This window comes from Pseudomonas sp. B21-047 (genome assembly GCF_024748775.1).
In the GTDB taxonomy this organism is placed as follows: Bacteria; Pseudomonadota; Gammaproteobacteria; order Pseudomonadales; family Pseudomonadaceae; genus Aquipseudomonas; species Aquipseudomonas capeferrum.
Genome location: NZ_CP087169.1, coordinates 1869327 through 1889009, shown reverse-complemented (window position 1 = coordinate 1889009; position 19683 = coordinate 1869327). Strand labels below are relative to the sequence as shown.

At 65.0% G+C, this 19683-nt stretch carries 13 protein-coding genes; 10 read left to right on the top strand and 3 right to left on the bottom strand.

The features are described from left to right. Positions 1 to 138: 138 nt before the first annotated feature. From LOY26_RS08645 to LOY26_RS08605, 9 genes are all read left to right on the top strand, one after another. Positions 139 to 306, top strand: a complete 168-nt coding sequence (locus tag LOY26_RS08645; protein ID WP_077068354.1) for a DUF6026 family protein — start codon at positions 139 to 141, stop codon at positions 304 to 306. A gap of 542 nt (positions 307 to 848) precedes the next feature. Further along, on the top strand, positions 849 to 2408 hold the full coding sequence (glgA, locus tag LOY26_RS08640; protein WP_033696695.1) for a glycogen synthase GlgA: 1560 nt from the start codon (positions 849 to 851) through the stop codon (positions 2406 to 2408). A gap of 14 nt (positions 2409 to 2422) precedes the next feature. Beyond that, positions 2423 to 4165 carry a malto-oligosyltrehalose trehalohydrolase gene (treZ, locus tag LOY26_RS08635; RefSeq protein WP_033696694.1) on the top strand — a complete coding sequence of 581 codons (1743 nt, stop codon included), beginning with the start codon at positions 2423 to 2425 and terminating at the stop codon, positions 4163 to 4165. Next, a complete protein-coding gene (gene malQ / locus LOY26_RS08630; protein ID WP_156310074.1) occupies positions 4162 to 6231 on the top strand; it encodes a 4-alpha-glucanotransferase in 2070 nt (689 codons plus the stop codon). Before treZ ends, malQ begins: the two co-directional genes overlap by 4 nt. Further along, positions 6228 to 9002, top strand: a complete 2775-nt coding sequence (locus LOY26_RS08625) for a malto-oligosyltrehalose synthase (protein ID WP_258714599.1) — start codon at positions 6228 to 6230, stop codon at positions 9000 to 9002. Before malQ ends, LOY26_RS08625 begins: the two co-directional genes overlap by 4 nt. A gap of 14 nt (positions 9003 to 9016) precedes the next feature. After that, positions 9017 to 9265, top strand: a complete 249-nt coding sequence (locus LOY26_RS08620; RefSeq protein ID WP_033696691.1) for a DUF2934 domain-containing protein — start codon at positions 9017 to 9019, stop codon at positions 9263 to 9265. A 103-nt stretch (positions 9266 to 9368) separates the two neighbouring features. Further along, the gene (gene glgX / locus LOY26_RS08615; RefSeq protein WP_033696687.1) at positions 9369 to 11522 is read left to right on the top strand and encodes a glycogen debranching protein GlgX; all 2154 of its coding nucleotides are present in this window, start codon (positions 9369 to 9371) and stop codon (positions 11520 to 11522) included. Between the two features lie 38 nt (positions 11523 to 11560). Next, positions 11561 to 11758, top strand: a complete 198-nt coding sequence (locus LOY26_RS08610) for a hypothetical protein (RefSeq protein WP_258714598.1) — start codon at positions 11561 to 11563, stop codon at positions 11756 to 11758. 13 nt (positions 11759 to 11771) lie between these two features. Then, positions 11772 to 12566, top strand: coding sequence for an endonuclease/exonuclease/phosphatase family protein (locus tag LOY26_RS08605; protein WP_033696686.1), 795 nt, complete (start codon positions 11772 to 11774; stop codon positions 12564 to 12566). Between the two features lie 3 nt (positions 12567 to 12569). On the opposite strand, the gene LOY26_RS08600 is transcribed toward LOY26_RS08605, so the two are convergent. Beyond that, the gene (locus tag LOY26_RS08600; protein ID WP_256577300.1) at positions 12570 to 12695 is read right to left on the bottom strand and encodes a hypothetical protein; all 126 of its coding nucleotides are present in this window, start codon (positions 12693 to 12695) and stop codon (positions 12570 to 12572) included. A 187-nt stretch (positions 12696 to 12882) separates the two neighbouring features. Here LOY26_RS08600 and LOY26_RS08595 point away from each other — a divergent pair, with 187 nt between their 5' ends. Next, positions 12883 to 13959, top strand: a complete 1077-nt coding sequence (locus LOY26_RS08595; RefSeq protein ID WP_258714597.1) for an autotransporter outer membrane beta-barrel domain-containing protein — start codon at positions 12883 to 12885, stop codon at positions 13957 to 13959. Positions 13960 to 14142: 183 nt separating this feature from the next. On the opposite strand, the gene glgB is transcribed toward LOY26_RS08595, so the two are convergent. Both glgB and treS read right to left on the bottom strand, forming a co-directional pair. Next, the gene (gene glgB, locus LOY26_RS08590) at positions 14143 to 16353 is read right to left on the bottom strand and encodes a 1,4-alpha-glucan branching protein GlgB (protein WP_258714596.1); all 2211 of its coding nucleotides are present in this window, start codon (positions 16351 to 16353) and stop codon (positions 14143 to 14145) included. Next, complete coding sequence (gene treS / locus LOY26_RS08585; RefSeq protein ID WP_258714595.1) at positions 16354 to 19671, bottom strand: maltose alpha-D-glucosyltransferase; 3318 nt, start codon at positions 19669 to 19671, stop codon at positions 16354 to 16356. It lies immediately after the preceding gene. Positions 19672 to 19683 lie beyond the last annotated feature (12 nt).

Genomic DNA, 19683 nt, shown 5'->3' with positions numbered 1-19683 from the left:
CCGCCTAAGGGTTCAGCGACGAACGGCGAGACCACGATAAACAAAAAAGTTCCCATGGGCGGCGAAAGAATTCAGAATGCGCCCCGCGTGAAGCGACTACGCTTTAACTGTCACCAGCCAAAACCGCGAGGTGTGCTCATGGGTACCTTGATGCCTGCTACTCCAACCCAGACCCTCTATGTCTCCGTACGCCGTGATGAGCTGCGTAAGTTGAAAGACGAACGTGACCAGTTGCGTCAGCAGGTCGCTCAGTTGCACATGATGCTTGAGCAAGCTCGCTCTGGCGACAAAGCTATCAATCTCTGATCGTGACCTTCCCTGGTGGGGGCTGACCGGCTCCCACGCTGCTGTACCTCCCCCTCTCCGCTTGCCTCTGCGCGCGCACCAAAACAGGGCAACCCCGTTCTCTGCGCGACGAAATGATGCGCGTCTGAAACCCTGTGCCCTACCCTCGAGCACCCCGTTCACATCGGGTCGCAGACGCCAACGTTTGCGTCTAAACCGGCCATAACGAAAGTGACCAGTGGGTCACCTTTTTTACTTCTTCTCTCCTACACTCAGCTTTCGGCCCGCCATTTGCTCATAGGAAGAGTGACGTAAAAAAGTCGAACTTTCACAAACGGCGGTGGGTCAGGAACTAAGTAGGCCAAATGCAAAGGGACCTCCCCCGCTTCGGCCCACCAACCCCATTCAGTCCAATCGCCTTCGGCCGGAATGCTGATCGCGCTGTGCCTGCGCGCACGACTCAGGGGCATGGATAGCACTACACGGATTTGAACCAGAGAGAACCAACACGAGATAACGCCGCGGGTGCCAGCACCCGGCCAAGCATAGGGACGGAGAGAAGTATGATCAGTGCCGCTGTCGAGCCTCACGTAGAGTCATTCAAACCGGACAACCGCGAGCCGCTTACCCCGGAATTCGCCACGACAGGCAAGGCACCCGGCGCACAGCGCCAGCACAACCCGAACAAACGCAAGATCCTGTTCGTCACCTCTGAAATCGCCGACTTGGTCAAGACCGGCGGCCTGGGCGACGTCTCTGCCGCCCTGCCCCGCGCCTTGGCGCACCTGCACGATGTGCGCGTATTGATCCCCGGCTATCGCCAGGTGATGGAGAGCGACAACCCGATTCACATCGTCGGCGAATTGGGCGGCCACGCCGCACTGCCGCCGTGCAAGATCGGCCGTATGGACCTGGCCGATGGCCTGGTCATCTATGTGTTGATCTGCCCTGAGCTGTACCAGCGTGACGGCACTCCCTATGGTGCCAACAATGGCCGCGACTGGCCCGACAACCATATCCGCTTCGCCCGCCTGGGCCTGGCTGCAGCCGAGATTGCTGCCGGCGAAGGCATGATCCACTGGAAGCCCGAAGTGGTGCACGCCCACGACTGGCCTGCAGGCTTGGCCCCGGCCTACATGCACTGGCGCGGGCTGAACACGCCGACCCTGTTCACCATCCACAACCTGGCCTACCAGGGCGTCTACAGCCGTGGCTGCAGCCCGGAGCTGGCAATCCCCGAGCACGCCATGCAGCAGGAAGGCATGGAGTTCTACGGCAAGCTGTCGTTCCTCAAGGCCGGCCTGGCCTACTCCAGCCACATCACCACGGTCAGCGCCACCTATGCCCGGGAAATCACCACCCCCGAGTTTGGCTGCGGCCTGGACGGCTTCCTTGCGGCCAAGGCCCAGCAAGGCCTGCTGGGCGGGATCCCCAACGGCATCGACGAAAGCTGGGACTCGGCCACCGACAAGCACCTGCAACACAACTTCAGCATCAATGACTGGGACGGCAAGGCGCGCAACGCCGAAGCCGTGCGCCAGCTGTTCGAGCTCGAACCCTCCGAGGGGCCGCTGTTTGCCGTGGTCTCGCGCCTGGTCTACCAGAAAGGCCTCGACCTGACCCTGGGTGTGGCCGACTACATCGTCGAGCAAGGCGGGCAGATCGCGATCATCGGCCGTGGTGAGCCGGAAGAAGAACAGGCCATGCGCGAACTGGCGCTGCGCCACCCGGGCCGTATCGGCGTGCGCATCGGTTTCAACGAGACCGACGCGCGGCGCATGTTCGCCGGCAGCGACTTCCTGCTGATGCCGTCGCGCTATGAACCATGCGGCCTGAGCCAGATGTACGCGCAGCGCTTCGGTTCACTGCCGGTGGCGCGCAACACCGGCGGCCTGGCCGATACCATCGAGTGTGGGGTCACGGGTTTTCTGTTCAACGAATCGACCGTCGAGAGCTACCGCGAAGCGCTGAGCCGCGCCTTCTATGTGTACGGCAAGAAAGACTTGCTCAACGCCATGCGCTGCCTGTCGATGACCCAGCCGTTCAACTGGTGCCAGGCGGTGGAACCCTACGCTCGCCTCTATGAGGACTTGGTCAAGCAGGCACAGTTCAGCCACAACTGAGCGGAGAATCGAAGATGCACAGGCATGGCGCACAGTTGTTGGACGCCACGTCGGCGCGCTTCGCCCTCTGGGCGCCGGATGCGCGCAGCGTGAGCGTGGAAATCGAGCAGCAGCCGCCGGTCGAGCTGCTGCCCGACAATGATGGCTGGTACACCGGCACCGCCCCGTGCCAGGCCGGCGATCGCTATCACTATCGGATCGACGGCAAACTGCAGGTAGCGGACCCCGCGTCGCGCTACCAGCCCGAGGGCGTGCAGGGGCCGAGCGAACTGGTGGATGTGGCCAGCTACGACTGGCAACACCCCTGGCAGGGCCGCCCGTGGCACGAAGCGGTCATTCAGGAATTGCACGTCGGCGTGCTGGGCGGCTATGCCGGGGTTGCCCGGCAACTGCCACGCCTGGCCGCCATCGGAATCAGTGCTGTCGAATTGATGCCGCTGGGGCAGTTTCCGGGTGAACGCAACTGGGGGTACGACGGCGTGCTGCCGTTCGCGCCGCAGAATACCTACGGCAGTCCGCAGCAGCTGTGCGCGCTGGTCGACAAGGCCCATGGCGAAGGGTTGATGGTGCTGGTGGACGTGGTCTACAACCACTTCGGCCCGGACGGTAATTACCTGCACCAGTACGCCAGCCCGTTTTTCCGCGAAGACCAGCAGACGCCGTGGGGCGCGGCCATCGACTTCCGCCGCGCCGAGGTGCGCGAGTTCTTCATCCAGAACGCCCTGATGTGGCTGTGCGACTACCGCTGCGACGGCCTGCGCCTGGATGCGGTGCACGCCATCGACCAGCCAGACTTTCTCGTCGAGCTGGCGCAACGGGTACGCGCTGCGGTGGAGCCTGGCCGGCATGTGTGGCTGGTGCTGGAGAACGAGCACAACCAGGCCTTTTTGCTGGAGCAAGGTTTCGACGCGCAGTGGAATGACGACGGCCACAACGCCCTGCACGTGCTGCTGACCGGCGAAACCGAAGGCTATTACGCCGACTACAAACAGCGCCCCATCGACCAGCTCGCCCGCTGCCTGTCGGAAGGCTTCGTGTTCCAGGGCCAGGCCAACCGCCATGGCGAGCCGCGCGGTGAACCCAGTGGGCACCTGGCGCCGAGCGCGTTCGTGCTGTTCTTGCAGAACCACGACCAGATCGGCAACCGCGCCCTGGGTGAACGCCTGACCCGCCTGTGCCCGCCGCCAGCCCTGCGTGCGGCCACGGGCCTGCTGCTGCTGGCGCCGATGATCCCGCTGCTGTTCATGGGCGACGATGACGGCAGTTGCCGCCCGTTCCTGTTCTTCACCGACTTCCACGATGAACTGGCCGATGCCGTGCGCGAAGGCCGACGCGGCGAATTCGCCCACTTCACCGCATTTGCCGACCCCGCGCAGCGTGAGCGCATTCCCGACCCCAACGCCGAGCAGACATTCGAGTCATCACGCCCGCAGCACAACGAGGTCATTGCCGGCTGGCACGGCCTCTATCAGCAGTTGCTCGACCTGCGCCGTCGCCATGTCATCCCGCACCTGCCTGGCAGCCGTGCGCTGGGCGCCGACGTGCACGGCGACAAAGCGCTCAGCGCACGCTGGCGGCTGGGCGATGGCAACACCTTGCGCATCGACTTGAACCTGGCCGCAAGCCCCCAAGCCGTGGAACTACCCCCTGCCGCAACACGGCTGTTCGACAGCAGTGACAACCGCCACCCCGATACCCATCTGGCCGCGTACAGCTGCGTGGTCAGCCTGATTCCCCCTGGCCAGGAGCGCCCATGAGCGAAACCGCCCTGCACCGTCTGGCGGCCCGCGTCGGGCTCAGCCGTGACTGGATCGATGCCAACGCCCGGCCCCAGCAAGTCAGTGACGCCGTACTGCGCAACGTCCTCGAAGGTTTGGGCCACCCCGCCGCCGACGAGACCGCCATCCAGGCCAGCCTGCGCGCTGTGGAGGCCGCCGAGGACAGCGAGCACCTGCCGCCCTTGCTGACCGTCGAGCTGGGCCAACCGCTGGCCCTGCACCGCTATTTCAGCGCAGGCAGCGCGGTGCGTTGCACCTTGGAAGACCACAGCCAGCACAGCCTGGCACTGGACAGCCAGGCTCGCCTGCCCGGCGAACTGCCCTTGGGCTACCACAGCCTGGAAATCGACGGCCGCACCTTCACCGTGGCGGTGGCGCCGTCGCGCTGCTACAGCCTCGAAGACAGCGTGCCGCAACCGCCGCCGCGCTGCTGGGGCCTGGCCGTGCAGCTGTACAGCCTGCGCCGCAGCGGCGATGGCGGCTACGGCGATTGCCTGGCGCTGGAGCAACTGGCGCGTACGGCCGCCGAGCGCGGTGCGGACGCCTTGGCCATCAGCCCGATCCACGCCCTGTCGTCCATCGACCAGCAGCACTACAGCCCCTACTCGCCCTCCAGCCGCCTGCTGCTCAACAGCCTTTATGCCAGCCCGGCCGCGCTGTTTGGCGAGCGCGCCGTGCGCATGGCCATCGAAGCCTGCGGGCTGCAGCAGCAGCTCGAAGACCTGGAGCAACGCCCGCTGGTCGACTGGCCCCGCGCTGCCAGTGCCCGCCTGCGCCTGCTCGAAGCGCTGTACCAGGACTTCAGCCAGGGCGATCACCCGCTGCGCAAGGACTTCGACAGCTACCGCGAAGCCGCCGGCCAGGCCCTGGAGCACCACTGCCGCTTCGAGGTGCTGCAGGCACAAGCGGTGGAGCATGGCCTGGGCGCCGACTGGCGCAAGTGGCCCAGTGCCTGGCACGACCCCTACCACGCCGAGGTCGAAGCCTTCGCCAATGCCTACCCGGCCAAGGTCGAGTTCCACGCCTTCTGCCAATGGCTGACCGAACGCAGCCTGCAACGAGCCCAGGAGGCCGCCCGTGGCAATGGCATGGCCGTCGGCCTGATCGCCGACCTGGCGGTAGGCGCCGACGGTGCCGGCAGCCAGGCCTGGAGCCGCCAAGACGAGTTGCTGGCCAACCTCAAGGTCGGCGCGCCGCCCGACATTCTCAACCGCTCGGGGCAGGACTGGGGCATTTGCGCGTTCTCCCCAGAAGGCCTCAAGCGCAATGGCTACCGCGCCTTCATCGAGATGCTGAGGGCCAACATGGCCCATGCCGGTGGCCTGCGCATCGACCACGTCATGGGCCTGCGTCGGCTGTGGCTGATCCCCCGGGGCGCCAAGCCCAGCGAGGGCGCATACCTGAACTACCCCCTCGAAGACCTGCTGCGCCTGCTGGCGCTGGAGTCGGTGCGCCACCAGGCGATCATCCTCGGCGAAGACCTCGGCACCGTGCCCGAAGGCCTGCGCGAACACTTGGCCGACAAGGCCGTGCTGGGCATGCGTGTGCTGCCCTTCGAGCAGACCCAACCCGGCCACTTCAGGCCCATTCTCGACTGGCCGGACAGCGCCCTGGCCACCACCGGCACCCACGACCTGGCCCCGCTGGCCGGCTGGCTGCAGAACCGCGACATCGACTGGAGCCATCGCCTGCAGTTGATCGACGCCGCCACCGAACTCCATTGGCGCCAGGAGCGCCAGCAAGAACACGACGGCCTGCGCCGCACCCTGGAGGCCAACTACGGCCCCTTGCCCGACAACGACGCGGTTATCGATGCCGCCCTGCGCTACGTCGGCCATACCCGCGCCCCGCTGGTGCTGGTGCCACTTGAAGACCTGCTGGGCTGCGACGAACAACCCAACCTGCCCGGCACCACCGAAGGGCACCCCAATTGGCGCCGGCGCTTCGCCCTGCCGGTGCGCGAACTGCTCGACGACGAAGACGCCGCACGGCGCCTGGAGCTGCTGGCCCAGGCCCGTGAACAAGCCTGGGAGCGTGACCGATGAAGCCCTTGACCGCGACCCTGCGCCTGCAATTTCACAGCGACTTCACCCTTGATCACGCCGTGCCGCTGGTGCCGTATTTTGCCCAGTTAGGCATCAGCCACCTGTATGCCTCGCCGATTCTCAAGGCCCGCGCCGGCTCCCGCCACGGTTACGACGTGGTCGACCCGACCCAGGTCAACCCGGAGCTTGGCGGTGAGGCTGCACTGGAGCGCCTGGTGGCCGCACTGCGCCAGCACGGCATGGGGCTGATCCTCGACACGGTGTCCAACCACATGGCCGTGGGCGGCGCCGACAACCCGTGGTGGCAAAGCCTGCTGGCCTGGGGCCGGCGTAGCCCGTATGCGGCGTTCTTCGATATCCAGTGGCACTCCAGCGACCCGCTGCTGGCCGGCCAGTTGCTGCTGCCCTTCCTGGGCAGCGATTACGGGGCGGCCTTGAAGCAAGGCGATATGCCGCTGACCTTCGACAAGCACCACGGTGTGCTGCAGATTGCCCACTACGAACACCGGTTCCCCATCTGCCCGATCGACTACGGCTGGATCGTCGCGCAAAGCCCCGAACCCGCCTTGCAGGCGTTGGCCGCGCATTTCACTGCCCTGCACGACAGCGCCCAACCGCTGGCCGACGCCCTGCCCTTGCAGGCTGAACTGGCGCGCCTGGTAAAAGACGGCGCCGACCTCGACGCGGCCCTGCTCGCTTTCGATAGCCGCAGCGAGGCCGGTTTCAAGCGCCTGCACCTGCTGCTCGAACGCCAGACCTACCGCCTGGCCAGCTGGCGCACCGCCGCCGACGACATCAACTGGCGGCGCTTCTTCGATATCAACGAGCTGGGCGGCCTGCGGGTCGAGCGCGCCGTGGTATTCGAAGCCACCCACGCCAAGCTGTTCGAACTGATCGAACGCGGCCTGGTGGACGGCCTGCGCATCGACCATATCGACGGCCTGGCCGACCCACGCGGCTATTGCCGCAAACTGCGCCGAAGGGTCGATGGCCTGCTGGCCCGGCGGCCCTTGCATGCGGCGCTGGAGCACTTCCCGATCTACGTGGAGAAGATTCTCGGGGCCAACGAACACCTGCACCGCGACTGGCTCACCGACGGCACCACCGGCTACGAGTTCATGAACCAGGTCTCGCTGCTGCAACACGACCCGGCGGGCGAAGCGCCGTTGACCGAGCTCTGGGCCAACGTCAGCGAACGCCCGGACTTCACCGAGGAGGTGCGCCTGGCCCGCCACCTGGTGCTCAACGCCAGCCTGGCCGGTGATTGCGAATCGGTGGCCCAGGCGTTGCTGCAAGTGGCTCGCGACGACCTGATGACCCGTGACCTGACCCTTGGCGCCATCCGCCGGGCCTTGCAGGCGCTGGTCGCGCATTACCCGGTGTACCGCACCTACTTCAACGCCTGCGGCCGCCCAGCCGAGGACGAAGCGTTCTTCCAGCAGGCCTTGGCCGCTGCCCGCCAGGACCTTGGCGAGGCAGACTGGCCACTGCTCGAACAGCTCGAACGATGGCTGGGTGGCCAGCCTTGGCGTGGCCTACCACCGGGCCGGCCGCGCAAGCACCTGCGCCATGCCTGCGTGCGGTTCCAGCAACTGACCGCACCCAGCGCCGCCAAGGCAGTGGAAGACACCGCCTTCTACCGCAGTGCGCGGCTGCTGTCGCGTAACGACGTGGGCTTCGAGGCCGAGCGCTTCAGCGCGGGCCCAGCGTATTTCCATAACGAGGCACAGCGGCGCCTGCGCGACTTCCCCGACAGCCTGCTGGCCACCGCTACCCACGACCATAAACGCGGCGAAGACACCCGCGCCCGCTTGGCGGTGCTCAGCGAACGCGGGCCGTGGCTGGCCAGCCGCGTGGAGCATTGGCGCGAGCTGGCGGCGCCCCTGCGGGCGCAACTGGACGATGGCCTGGCACCCAGCCCCGGTGATGAGCTGATGCTGCTGCAGACGCTGCTGGGCAGTTGGCCGCTGGGCCTTGAGCCACACGATGACGGCGCACTGCGCCAGTACGCCGAGCGCCTGCGGCAATGGCAGCAGAAGGCCCTGCGCGAAGCCAAGCTGCGCAGCAGCTGGAGCGCCCCGAACGACGCCTACGAGGCCGCCTGCGCACGCTACATCGATGGCCTGCTGCTCGATGGCGAAAACCAGCAGTTTCGCAAGTCGCTGGCCGATGCCGCCCAGCTCATCGCCTGCCCAGGTGCGCTCAACGGCCTGGTCCAGGCGCTGTTGCGCATGACCGTGCCCGGCGTGCCCGACCTGTACCAGGGCAATGAATACTGGGACTTCAGCCTGGTCGACCCGGACAACCGCCGCCCAGTCGACTACGCCAGCAGGCGCCGCACCTTGGACGACGCCACGCCGGTCGCCGAACTGCTGGCGCACTGGCGCGATGGCCGCATCAAGCAAGCGCTGGTGGCGCGGGTGCTGGACTGTCGCCAGGCGCATGCCGAACTGTTCCGCCGTGGCGCCTACCTGCCGCTGACCGTGCAGGGCCGGCATGCCGACAAGGTGCTGGCTTTCGCCCGCCTGGGTGACGACGAGCGCGCCATCGTGATCGCGCCGCGCCTGGCCAGCGGCCTGCTCGGTAGCGCCCCTACACCGTTGATCCCGGCCCATAACTGGGACGACACCCGGCTGATACTGCCGTTTGCCTTGTCGTCTGCCAACTCGACGGGACTTTTCCCCTGTGCTGCGGTCAGCCTTTCAAAGGAGCTGCCGTTGAGCGCCGTACTGTCGGAATTTCCAGTCAATGTGTTGATACAACAATCTTGAGCATCAGGAGCGTCATGATGAGTGTCGATGAAAAACGTATTCGTGAATTTGCCTACCAGATCTGGGAATCGGAAGGTAAGCCGGTCGGTGAGGAGGAGCGCCACTGGGACATGGCGCGCAAGCTCGCCGAGGCTGAAGCGCTCGCACCCAAGGCAGCGCCACGCAAGAAAGCGCCGGCCAAGCCTAAGGTAGCGGCAGAGCCGGTTCAGAAACCTGCAGCGGTGAAGAAGCCCCGCGCGGTGAAGAAGCCGGCTGCTGGTTAAACCTGTACCGGCCTCTTCGCGGGGCAAGTCGGATCGCCCCGCGAAGAAGACGGCACAGACGCTGCACTGTTTCCCCCTTCACCACGGCCACACGAGGACCGCCATGAGCCCCCGCATCCCGAAGAAAACCCGCTCAGTCGCCCCATCGCGCATTCGCGAAGGTATGCCCTTCCCCCTCGGCGCCACCTGGGACGGGCTTGGGGTCAACTTCGCCCTGTTCTCGGCCAATGCCACCAAGGTTGAGCTGTGCCTGTTCGACTCCAGCGGCGAACAGGAAATCGAACGCATCGAACTGCCCGAGTACACCGACGAGATCTACCACGGCTACCTGCCCGACGCGCACCCGGGCCTGGTCTACGGGTACCGCGTCTACGGCCCTTACGAGCCCGAGAACGGCCACCGCTTCAACCCCAACAAACTGCTGATCGACCCCTACGCCAAGCAACTGGTCGGCAGCCTGAAATGGTCCGAGGCCCTGTTCGGCTACACCATCGGCCACCCCGACGGCGACCTGTCGTTCGATGAGCGTGACAGCGCGCCCTTCGTGCCCAAATGCAAGGTTATCGACCCGGCCTTCACCTGGGGCCGCGATCAGCGCGTGCAGATACCGTGGGAGCGCACCATCCTCTACGAAGCCCATACCCGCGGCATCAGCATGCGCCACCCGGCGGTGCCCGAAGCGCTGCGCGGGACCTTCGCCGGCCTTGCCAATGACGAGTTGCTCAAGCACATCAAGGACCTGGGCGTTTCCAGCATCGAACTGCTGCCGATCCACGCCTTCGTCAACGACCAGCACCTGCTGGACAAGGGCCTCAACAATTACTGGGGCTACAACAGCATTGCCTTTTTCGCCCCCCACCCCCGCTACCTGGCCAGCGGCAAGATCGCCGAATTCAAGGAGATGGTTGCGCACCTGCATGACGCCGGCCTGGAGGTGATTCTGGATGTGGTCTACAACCACACTGCCGAAGGCAACGAGCGCGGCCCGACGCTGTCCATGCGCGGCATCGACAACGCCTCCTACTACCGCCTGATGCCCGATGATAAGCGTTACTACATCAACGATTCGGGCACCGGCAATACCCTGGACCTGAGCCACCCTTGCGTGCTGCAACTGGTCACCGACTCGCTGCGTTACTGGGCCGGTGAGATGCACGTGGATGGCTTCCGCTTCGACCTGGCGACCATCCTTGGCCGTTACCATGACGGCTACAGCGAACGCCACGGGTTCCTCGTCGCCTGCCGCCAGGACCCGATGCTGAGCCAGGTCAAGCTGATTGCCGAACCTTGGGACTGCGGCCCCGGTGGCTATCAGGTGGGCAACTTCGCGCCCGGCTGGGCCGAGTGGAACGACCGCTTCCGCGATACCGTGCGGGCGTTCTGGAAAGGTGACGAAGGCCAGCTGGCCGACTTCGCTTCGCGCATGACCGCGTCGGGCGACATGTTCAACAACCGCGGCCGGCGCCCCTATGCCTCGGTCAATTTCGTCACCGCCCACGATGGTTTCACCTTGCGCGACCTGGTGTCCTACAACAACAAGCACAACGAGGACAACGACGAGAACAACCAGGACGGCACCGACAACAACCTGTCGTGGAACTGTGGCGCCGAAGGCCCCACCGACGACCCGGAAATCAATGCCCTGCGCATGCGCCAGATGCGTAACTACTTCGCCACCCTGTTGTTTGCCCAAGGCACGCCGATGATCGTCGCCGGCGACGAGTTCAGCCGCACTCAGCACGGCAACAACAACGCCTATTGCCAGGACAGCGAGATCGGTTGGGTCAACTGGGACCTGGACGACGAGGGCGCCGCGCTGCTGGCCTTCGTCAAGCGCCTGACCCGCCTGCGCCTGGCCTACCCGGTGCTGCGCCGCTCACGCTTTCTGGTGGGCGACTACAACGAGGCGATCGGGGTCAAGGATGTCACCTGGTTGGCGCCGGATGGCAGCGAGATGAGCGTCGAGCAATGGGAAGACCCCCATGGCCGGTGCCTGGGCATGTTGATCGACGGGCGTGCCCAGGTCAGCGGCATCGCCCGGCCAGGCGCCGAGGCGACGGTGCTGCTGATCGTCAATGCCCATCATGACGTGGTGCCGTTCCAGTTGCCGACCGTGCCTGACGGTGATTACTGGAGCTGCCTGGTGGATACCGACCGGCCAGAGTTGCGCAAGGGGCAGCACTTGGCGTTCGAGAGCACGTTCGAGGTGAAGGGGCGCTCGATGCTATTGATGGTGTTGCAACGCGAGGAAGAGTGAACCCGAAGGGCCCTGACCGGTCCCTTGTAGGAGCGGCCTTGCGTCGCGAAAGGGCTGCGCAGCGGCCCCTGGATTTCAGCTTCGCCGCAGAGCTGAATTTCAGCTTCGCCGCAGAGCTGGATTTCAGCTTCGCCGCAGAGCTGAATTTCAGCTTCGCCGCAGAGATTGCTGGGGCCGCTGCGCGACCCTTTCGCGACGCAAGGCCGCTCCTACAAAGGCCGAGCGTGACGTTTTAACAGAGGAGCCACTGTGAACCTCGAAGCCGGCAGTGCAGGTTTCGCCACCGTCAACCAGGCCCCGGCCGTGCATCGGCTGCGGGTACTCACGGTCAACACCCACAAAGGGTTTACCGCCTTCAACCGGCGCTTCATCCTGCCGGAACTGCGCGAGGCGGTGCGCAGTACCCAGGCCGACATCGTCTTCCTCCAGGAAGTGCTGGGCAGCCACGACCGCCACGCTGCGCGCTACCCCGGTTGGCCGCAAACCTCCCAGTACGAATTTCTCGCCGACAGCATGTGGAGCGACTTCGCCTACGGCCGCAACGCGGTCTACCCCGACGGCCACCATGGCAACGCCCTGCTGTCGAAGTACCCGATCATCGAGCACCGCAACCTCGACGTCTCGATCACCGGCCCCGAACGCCGTGGCCTGTTGCATTGCATCCTCGATGTGCCCGGCCCACACCAGGTGCATGCCATCTGCGTGCACTTGTCGCTATTGGAAAGCCACCGCCAGCAACAGTTGCAGCTGCTGCGCAGGTTGCTCGAATCACTGCCGGAAGGCGCCCCGGTGATCATCGCCGGCGACTTCAACGACTGGAAGCTGCGCGGCAATCGCACCTTGGGCCTGCGCAACGACTTGCACGAAGCGTTCGAGCGCCACCACGGGCACTTGGCGCGCACCTACCCCGCGCGCATGCCGCTGCTGCGCCTGGACCGTATCTACCTGCGCAACGCCGAAAGCCATGCACCTCGGATTCTGGGGCACAAACCTTGGACGCACCTCTCCGACCATCTGCCGCTGGCCGTCGAGGTCAAGCTGTAGCAATCATTCTTCATAGCCAAGCAGCGGTAAATAGCGAACTTCGATATCCCCGAGTATTTCACTCAACAAATCAGCTACTTGTACCGAATCACAGGCTATGAACAGATCCTTCACGCTTTCTTGACGCAAGCCCAGACCTCTCCTTAGCTGAACAGTATCTAGTCGTAAAGATCTCGCGCCGGGCCTCTAGCTCGCGCCTTCGTGCGCGTTTGCGAAAGCAGGCGTGCTGGTTTGGGTCGCCCCCTGTTTTTGCCGTACAGCTCGTGACAACAGGCCAGGTCCTTGGGCTGTACCACAAAAACTACGGAGATCCGCCATGAAAAGAACCTCGAATCCCTTGCGCTTCGACAGCATTTTCTGCGCGGTTTCCACGTCGCTGCTTCTGGCAACCCCGGTGGAAACTTTCGCATTCGACTTGCAGGACGACCCGACCTCCCCCCGTTTTCTGCAACAAGCGGCGGTCCCGCAGCTATCGCTCGACCCGGTCAGCGCCAGCGGGTTGAACATCGGTACCCTCAACGCATTCTCGGAAAGGATGTCCGAGCGCCACGACCAGGGAGTAGCCGACCTGGTCGCCAGCCAGTGGTCGCAATTCTTCCCTGGCGCCCCGCGCACCGGTGCACAGCCGCCCGACCAGTTAGAGGCCCCCAGCCAGCAACTGATGATCGGCCCGGACCTGTTCATGCGTGAAACCACGGCGGGCAATGTGCACCGCGCGGGCATCTTCGTTGGCCACAACAACCTGCAGAGCAGCTTCAATGGCATTCGCCCGCTGCTGGGCGACAAGCAGCGCAATGCCGTGAACCTGAGTGGCGAAAGCCTGGGCGTGTACTGGAGCATGACCCATGAACGGGGCTGGCACCTGGATGCCGTGGCCATGGGCTCGCGTATCGATATCAATGGCCGTGGCGAGAGCGGCCAGCGCCTGGACGACAGCGGCCATGCCATGACCTTCTCGCTGGAAGGTGGCTACCCGATCGGCCTGGGCGGGGGTTGGGTGATCGAGCCGCAGGCACAGTTGATCAACCAGCAGTTTTTCCCCGGCAGCCGCGTGCAGGAGGAGACGCTGCAGGCATTCGACAGCCAGCCCAGCTGGAGCGGCCGGGTCGGTGCCAAGTTGTCCGGGCGCTACGAGGTGCGTGGCATGCCGATTGAACCCTATGTACGGACCAACGTCTGGTATGACTTCAGCAATGCCGACGAGGTGAAGCTGGACCAGGTCGACAAAATTTCCAGCTCGCGGTATTCGACCACAGTGGAATTGGGGTTGGGGCTGGTAGCCCGGGTGACGCCGAATGTGGCGTTGTTTGTGAGTGCCGACTACAGCAGCGATGTGGATGACAATGACCTGAATGGGTTGATCGGCAGCCTTGGGGTGCGGATGCGCTGGTAGCCGGTAACCCCGGTTTGTGTGTAGGAGCGGCCTTGCGTCGCGAACGGGGTGCGTAGCAGCCCCTGGATTTCAGCTTCGCCGCAGAGCTGAATTTCAGCTTCGCCGCAGAGATTGCTGGGGCCGCTGCGCAGCCCTTTCGCGACGCAAGGCCGCTCCTACAACGCAACCGAGTTGGCAGGCCGATCAGGCGGGTTTGAGGATCAATACGCCCAGCGGCGGCAGGTTCAGCGCCAGCGACAATGGCTGCCCATGGCTGGATACCTGGTCACTTTCCACGGCCCCCAGGTTGCCTACATTAGACCCTGCATACAGTTCGGCATCGCTGTTCAGCAGTTCTTCCCAGCGCTCGCCAAACGGCACGCCAATCCGGTACCCCTCGCGCGGCACCGGGGTGAAGTTGGCCACCACCAGCAACGGCTCGCCATTGCTGCTCCAGCGCAGCCAGGCATACACGCTGTTTTGCGCGTCGTCGCCGATCAGCCACTGGAAGCCCTGGGGCTGGCAATCCTGTTCGTGCAGCGCCGGCTCCTCGCGGTACAGCCGGTTGAGGTCGCCGACCAAGCGCTGCACGCCCTTGTGCTCGGGGTACTGCAGCAGGTACCAGTCCAGCTCGCTGTCGTGGTTCCACTCGCGCCACTGGCCAAATTCGCAGCCCATGAACAACAGCTTCTTGCCCGGGTGCGCCCACATGAACGTCAGGTAGGCCCGCAGGTTTGCGAACTTCTGCCAGCGGTCGCCCGGCATCTTGTCGATCAGCGAATGCTTGCCATGCACCACTTCGTCGTGGGAAATCGGCAGGATGAAATGCTCGGAGTAGGCATAGATCAGCCCGAAGCTCATCTCGTTGTGGTGATAGGTGCGGTGCACCGGGTCGTTCTGGATGTAGTGCAAGGTGTCGTGCATCCAGCCCATGTTCCACTTGTAGGCAAAGCCCAGCCCGCCCTGCTGGATCGGCTGGCTGACGCCCGGCCAGGCGGTGGACTCTTCGGCGATGATCAACGCGCCAGGAGCCTCGTGCGCCGCCACGCCATTGAGGTGGCGGATGAAGTCGATGGCCTCCAGGTTCTCGCGCCCGCCATGGCGGTTGGGCACCCACTCGCCGGCCTTGCGCGAGTAGTCGCGGTAGAGCATCGATGCCACCGCGTCGACCCGCAGGCCGTCGATGTGGAACTGCTTGAGCCAGAGCAACGCCGAGGCCAGCATGAAGCCGCGCACTTCGTTACGCCCAAGGTTGTAGATCAGCGTGTTCCAGTCCTGGTGGTAACCCTCCAGCGGGTTCTCGTATTCGTACAAGGCGGTGCCGTCGAAACGCGCCAGGCCATGTTCGTCGGTGGGGAAATGCGCCGGCACCCAGTCGAGGATCACACCGATGCCGCCCTGGTGGCAGGCGTCGATGAAGGCGGCGAAATCTTCGGCACTGCCGTAGCGTGAGGTGGGCGCGAACATCGACAGGGGCTGGTAGCCCCACGAGCCGCCGAACGGGTGCTCCATGATCGGCATCAGTTCGATGTGGGTGAAGCCCAGCGCCTGCACATAGGGCACCAGACGCTCGGCCAGCTCGCGCCAGTTGTAGTAACGCGCGACTTCGCCCAGGTCATCCAGCTCGCATTGCCACGAGCCGACATGCAACTCATAGATCGACAGGGGCGCGCTGTAGGCGTGACGTTGCGCACGCTGCGCCATCCAGTCGTGGTCCTGCCAGGGGTGGCTGAGCGCGCTGGCCACCTTCGACGCCGTGCTCGGCGGCAGTTCGGTGGCACGGGCCAGCGGGTCGGCTTTCAAGGGCAACACACCGTCTTTGCCCAGCACCTCGAACTTGTAGGTTTCGCCAACGCCAAGGCGTGGCACAAACAGCTCCCAGACCCCTGCACTGTGACGCAGGCGCATGGGGTGACGGCGGCCGTCCCAGTTGTTGAAGTCACCCACCACGGACACCCGTCGGGCATTCGGTGCCCACACCGAGAAGCACACGCCGTCGACGCCGTCGGCCTGCATCGGCTGCGCACCGAAGCGCCCCGACAGGTCACGGTGGTTGCCCTCGGCGAACAGGTACAGGTCCATATCGCCCAATTGCGGGCCAAAGCTGTACGGGTCTTCGGTCACCTGCTCGCCGCCGGCCCAAGCAATGTGCAGCTGGTACGGCTGTGCCTCATCAAGGTGCGCGGTAAACAGCCCCGGCAGGCTGCCCTGGCGCATTTCGGCGAGTACGCGCCCATCGTCGCGCGCCAGTACGCGCACGTTCAGGGCAGTGGGCAAGAAGGCGCGCACGAACTGCCCACCCGCGCCATCGCCATGGGGGCCAAGTACCGCAAATGGATCGGCGTGCTCGGCGCGGGCCAGGGCGTCGAGGTCCCGTTGCCGAAGACCGCCGTTTTCACGCGTGGTTGCATTCATCTATGACTCTCCCCAGGTACTGATCAGTCCATGCAAGCCATGCAAAGGCACGGCCAGCCAATTCGGTCGATTTTCAGCTTCGTATGTGATTTCGTACGCGGCTTTTTCCAGGCAGAACAATTCCAGCGCGGCACGCTCGCCTTCCGCCTGTTGCCAGGCGTGGGGCATGGCAGCGGTGGCCAGGCCATAGGCTTCGACAAAGGCATGCCGCGACTGGTGCAGGTACTGCCTGGCCACCCGTTGCCGCGCCTTGCGCGCAGGGTCGGAAAGGTCCACGGCAGAGGTGCTGCGCAGAATCATCGCAGCAGCATAGTCGAAGGATCGCAGCACGCCGCTGACATCTTTGTAGGGGCTGTGCCGGGCCCGGCGCTCTTCCACGGGGCGGGACGGCTCGCCCTCGAAATCGATCAGGTAGGCATCGCCCTGCACCACCAGCACCTGGCCCAGGTGCAGATCGCCGTGCACACGCATCAGCAAGCCGCCCTGGGCTTGGTGCGCGAGGTTATCGATGTGCTGGGCAAGGCCGTCGCGCTGTTGCTGCAGGTCATCTACCAGCGCCTGGCTGTCACTGTCGAGGCTGTCGCGGTGCTGGGCCAGCAGGTCGAGGGCGTGGGTCAGTTCGGCACTGATCTGGCTGCTCCAGCGTTCGCTGTCCCGGGCATCGCTTGGGCGCGGCTGGAAGGCGGTGTCTTCGGTCGGTGCCGCCAGCAACAGGTGCATTTCGCCCAGGCGCTGGCCGAGCAAGGCGGCGAAGCCGTCGAGTTCGGCCAGCGCATCGGTGTGGGCTTCGCTGGCCGCGCTGGACGGCTCCATTTCGTCGCGGATGGCCCGTTCCAGGGTGTTCTGGGTCCAGGCCCAGGCATCGCCCTGGTTGCTCAGGTAGCCCTGGGCAATCATCAGCAGGTGCGGGGTGGCGTGCTCGTCCACGCGGCTGACCCACGCCAGCAGCGGCGAAATATTGGTAAAGCCCGCCGCGGTCAGGTAGGCGCTCATCTCAAGCTCGGGGTGAATGCCCGGGTTGACCCGGCGGATCAACTTGAGCACCACCCGGTCAGCGAGCACCACCGAGCTGTTGGACTGCTCGGCACTCAAGTAGCGCACCGGGCTGTCTTCGCCAAGCCCCAGCCCGGCCAGTTGATCGGTGCACTCGAAGCGCAGCTCGCCCAGGCCATTGCCGCACGGCAGCCGGTGGCGCTCCTGGCAGGCACGTAGCACGGCGCGGATAAACGGCTCGAGGACGAACGCGTCGGTGATCAGGCCGACCTGGCGGCCACGGCGCACCCGCGACAGCGCCAGCTGCTGGGGCAAGGCGCTGTTGATCTGCTCTTCGGGCAACAGGCCGAAGGGCAGTTGGTAGTGGTTGGCCACACCGTCGCTGAGCACCTCCAGCTCGCTGAGCAGCACCGGTGTGGTCGCGGTGCCGAAGCGCACGCCATAGCGCAGGCGAACCTGGTCGAGCGGCCCTTCCTTGCCGGCGAACCAGCGCCGTTTAGGCAGGTACTGCGGCAGTATCGAGCCTTCGAGTATTTCGCTGGAAGGCGCTTCGAGCAACTCTTCCAGGCGCTTGCGCAGCACCAGTGTGGTCAATTCGGGTAACCCCTCGGTAGCCTGGATGTGCCAGCTGGGCATGCGGTCGTGCGCGGCCAGCAGGAACCAGTAGAACGCATATGGCGGTAACGTGAGCAGAAAAGGCAACTGGCCGATCGGTGGGAAGGCGCTGCCACCGAGCATTTCCACCGGCACTTTATCGGCGTATTGCGACAGCTCCAGTTCAGCGGCCTGTGCGGCACGGGACACGTTGGCCACACACAGGATCACCTCGCTGTTGCCGTCCTGGTCGACGTACTCGCGCAGGTAAGCGAGGATGCGCCGGTTGCTCGGTGTGAGCATGCGAATGCTGCCCCGGCCAAAGGCCTTCTGCTGGTTGCGCACCGCCAGCAGGCGGCGGTTCCAGTTGAGCAGCGAATGCGGGTCGTGGGCCTGGGCTTCGACGTTGACCGTCTGGTAGCCGTACAGTGGGTCCATGATCGGCGGCAGCACCAGGCGCTGCGGGTCGGCGCGGGAGAACCCGCCGTTGCGGTCCGGCGACCATTGCATGGGGGTGCGCACGCCATCGCGGTCGCCCAGGTAGATGTTATCGCCCATGCCCAGCTCATCGCCGTAGTACAGGGTCGGTGTGCCGGGCATCGACAGCAGCAGGCTGGTCAGCAGTTCGATGCGCCGGCGGTCGCGTTGCAGCAAAGGCGCCAACCTGCGGCGGATGCCGAGGTTGATACGCGCGCGGCGGTCTTCGGCGTAGTAGTTCCACAGGTAGTCGCGCTCGCGGTCGGTGACCATCTCCAGGGTCAGCTCATCGTGGTTGCGCAGGAAGATCGCCCACTGGCAGTGGGCGGGGATCTCTGGGGTCTGGCGCAGGATGTCGGTGATCGGGAAGCGGTCCTCCATCGCCAGGGCCATGTACATGCGCGGCATCAGCGGGAAGTGGAAGGCCATGTGGCACTCGTCGCCGTCGCCCTCGCCAAAGTACGGGCGGGTGTCTTCGGGCCACTGGTTGGCTTCGGCCAGGAGCATGCGGTCCGGGTAGTTGGCGTCGATCTCGGCGCGGATGGCTTTGAGCACCCGGTGGGTCTCGGGGAGGTTTTCGTTGTTGGTGCCGTCGCGCTCGATCAGGTAGGGGATGGCGTCCAGGCGCAGGCCGTCGACGCCCAGGTCGAGCCAGAAGCGCATCACCCCGATCACGGCCTTGAGCACCTGCGGGTTGTCGAAGTTGAGGTCGGGCTGGTGCGAGTAGAAGCGGTGCCAGAAGTATTGGCCGGCGACCGGGTCCCAGGTCCAATTGGACTTTTCGGTGTCAAGGAAGATGATGCGTGTGCCGTCATACTTCTGGTCGTCATCCGACCACACGTAGAAGTCGCGCGCCTTGCTGCCGCGCTTGGCCAGGCGGGCGCGCTGGAACCACGGGTGCTGGTCGGAGGTATGGTTGATGACCAGTTCGGTGATCACCCGCAGGCCGCGCTTGTGCGCCTCGGCAATGAAGCGCCGGGCGTCGGCCATGCTGCCGTAGTCGGGGTGCACGGCCTTGTACTCGGCGATGTCATAGCCGTCGTCGCGCCGTGGCGAGGGGTAGAACGGCAGCAGCCAGAGGGTGTTGACGCCCAGTTCGGCGATGTAGTCGAGCTTGCTGATCAGCCCGGCGAAATCGCCAATGCCGTCGTTGTTGGCGTCGAAGAACGACTTGATGTGCAGCTGGTAGATCACCGCGTCCTTGTACCACAGCGGGTCGTCGATGAAGGCTGCCGGGCGGGAACGCTTGGCCATGGGTGACTCCTT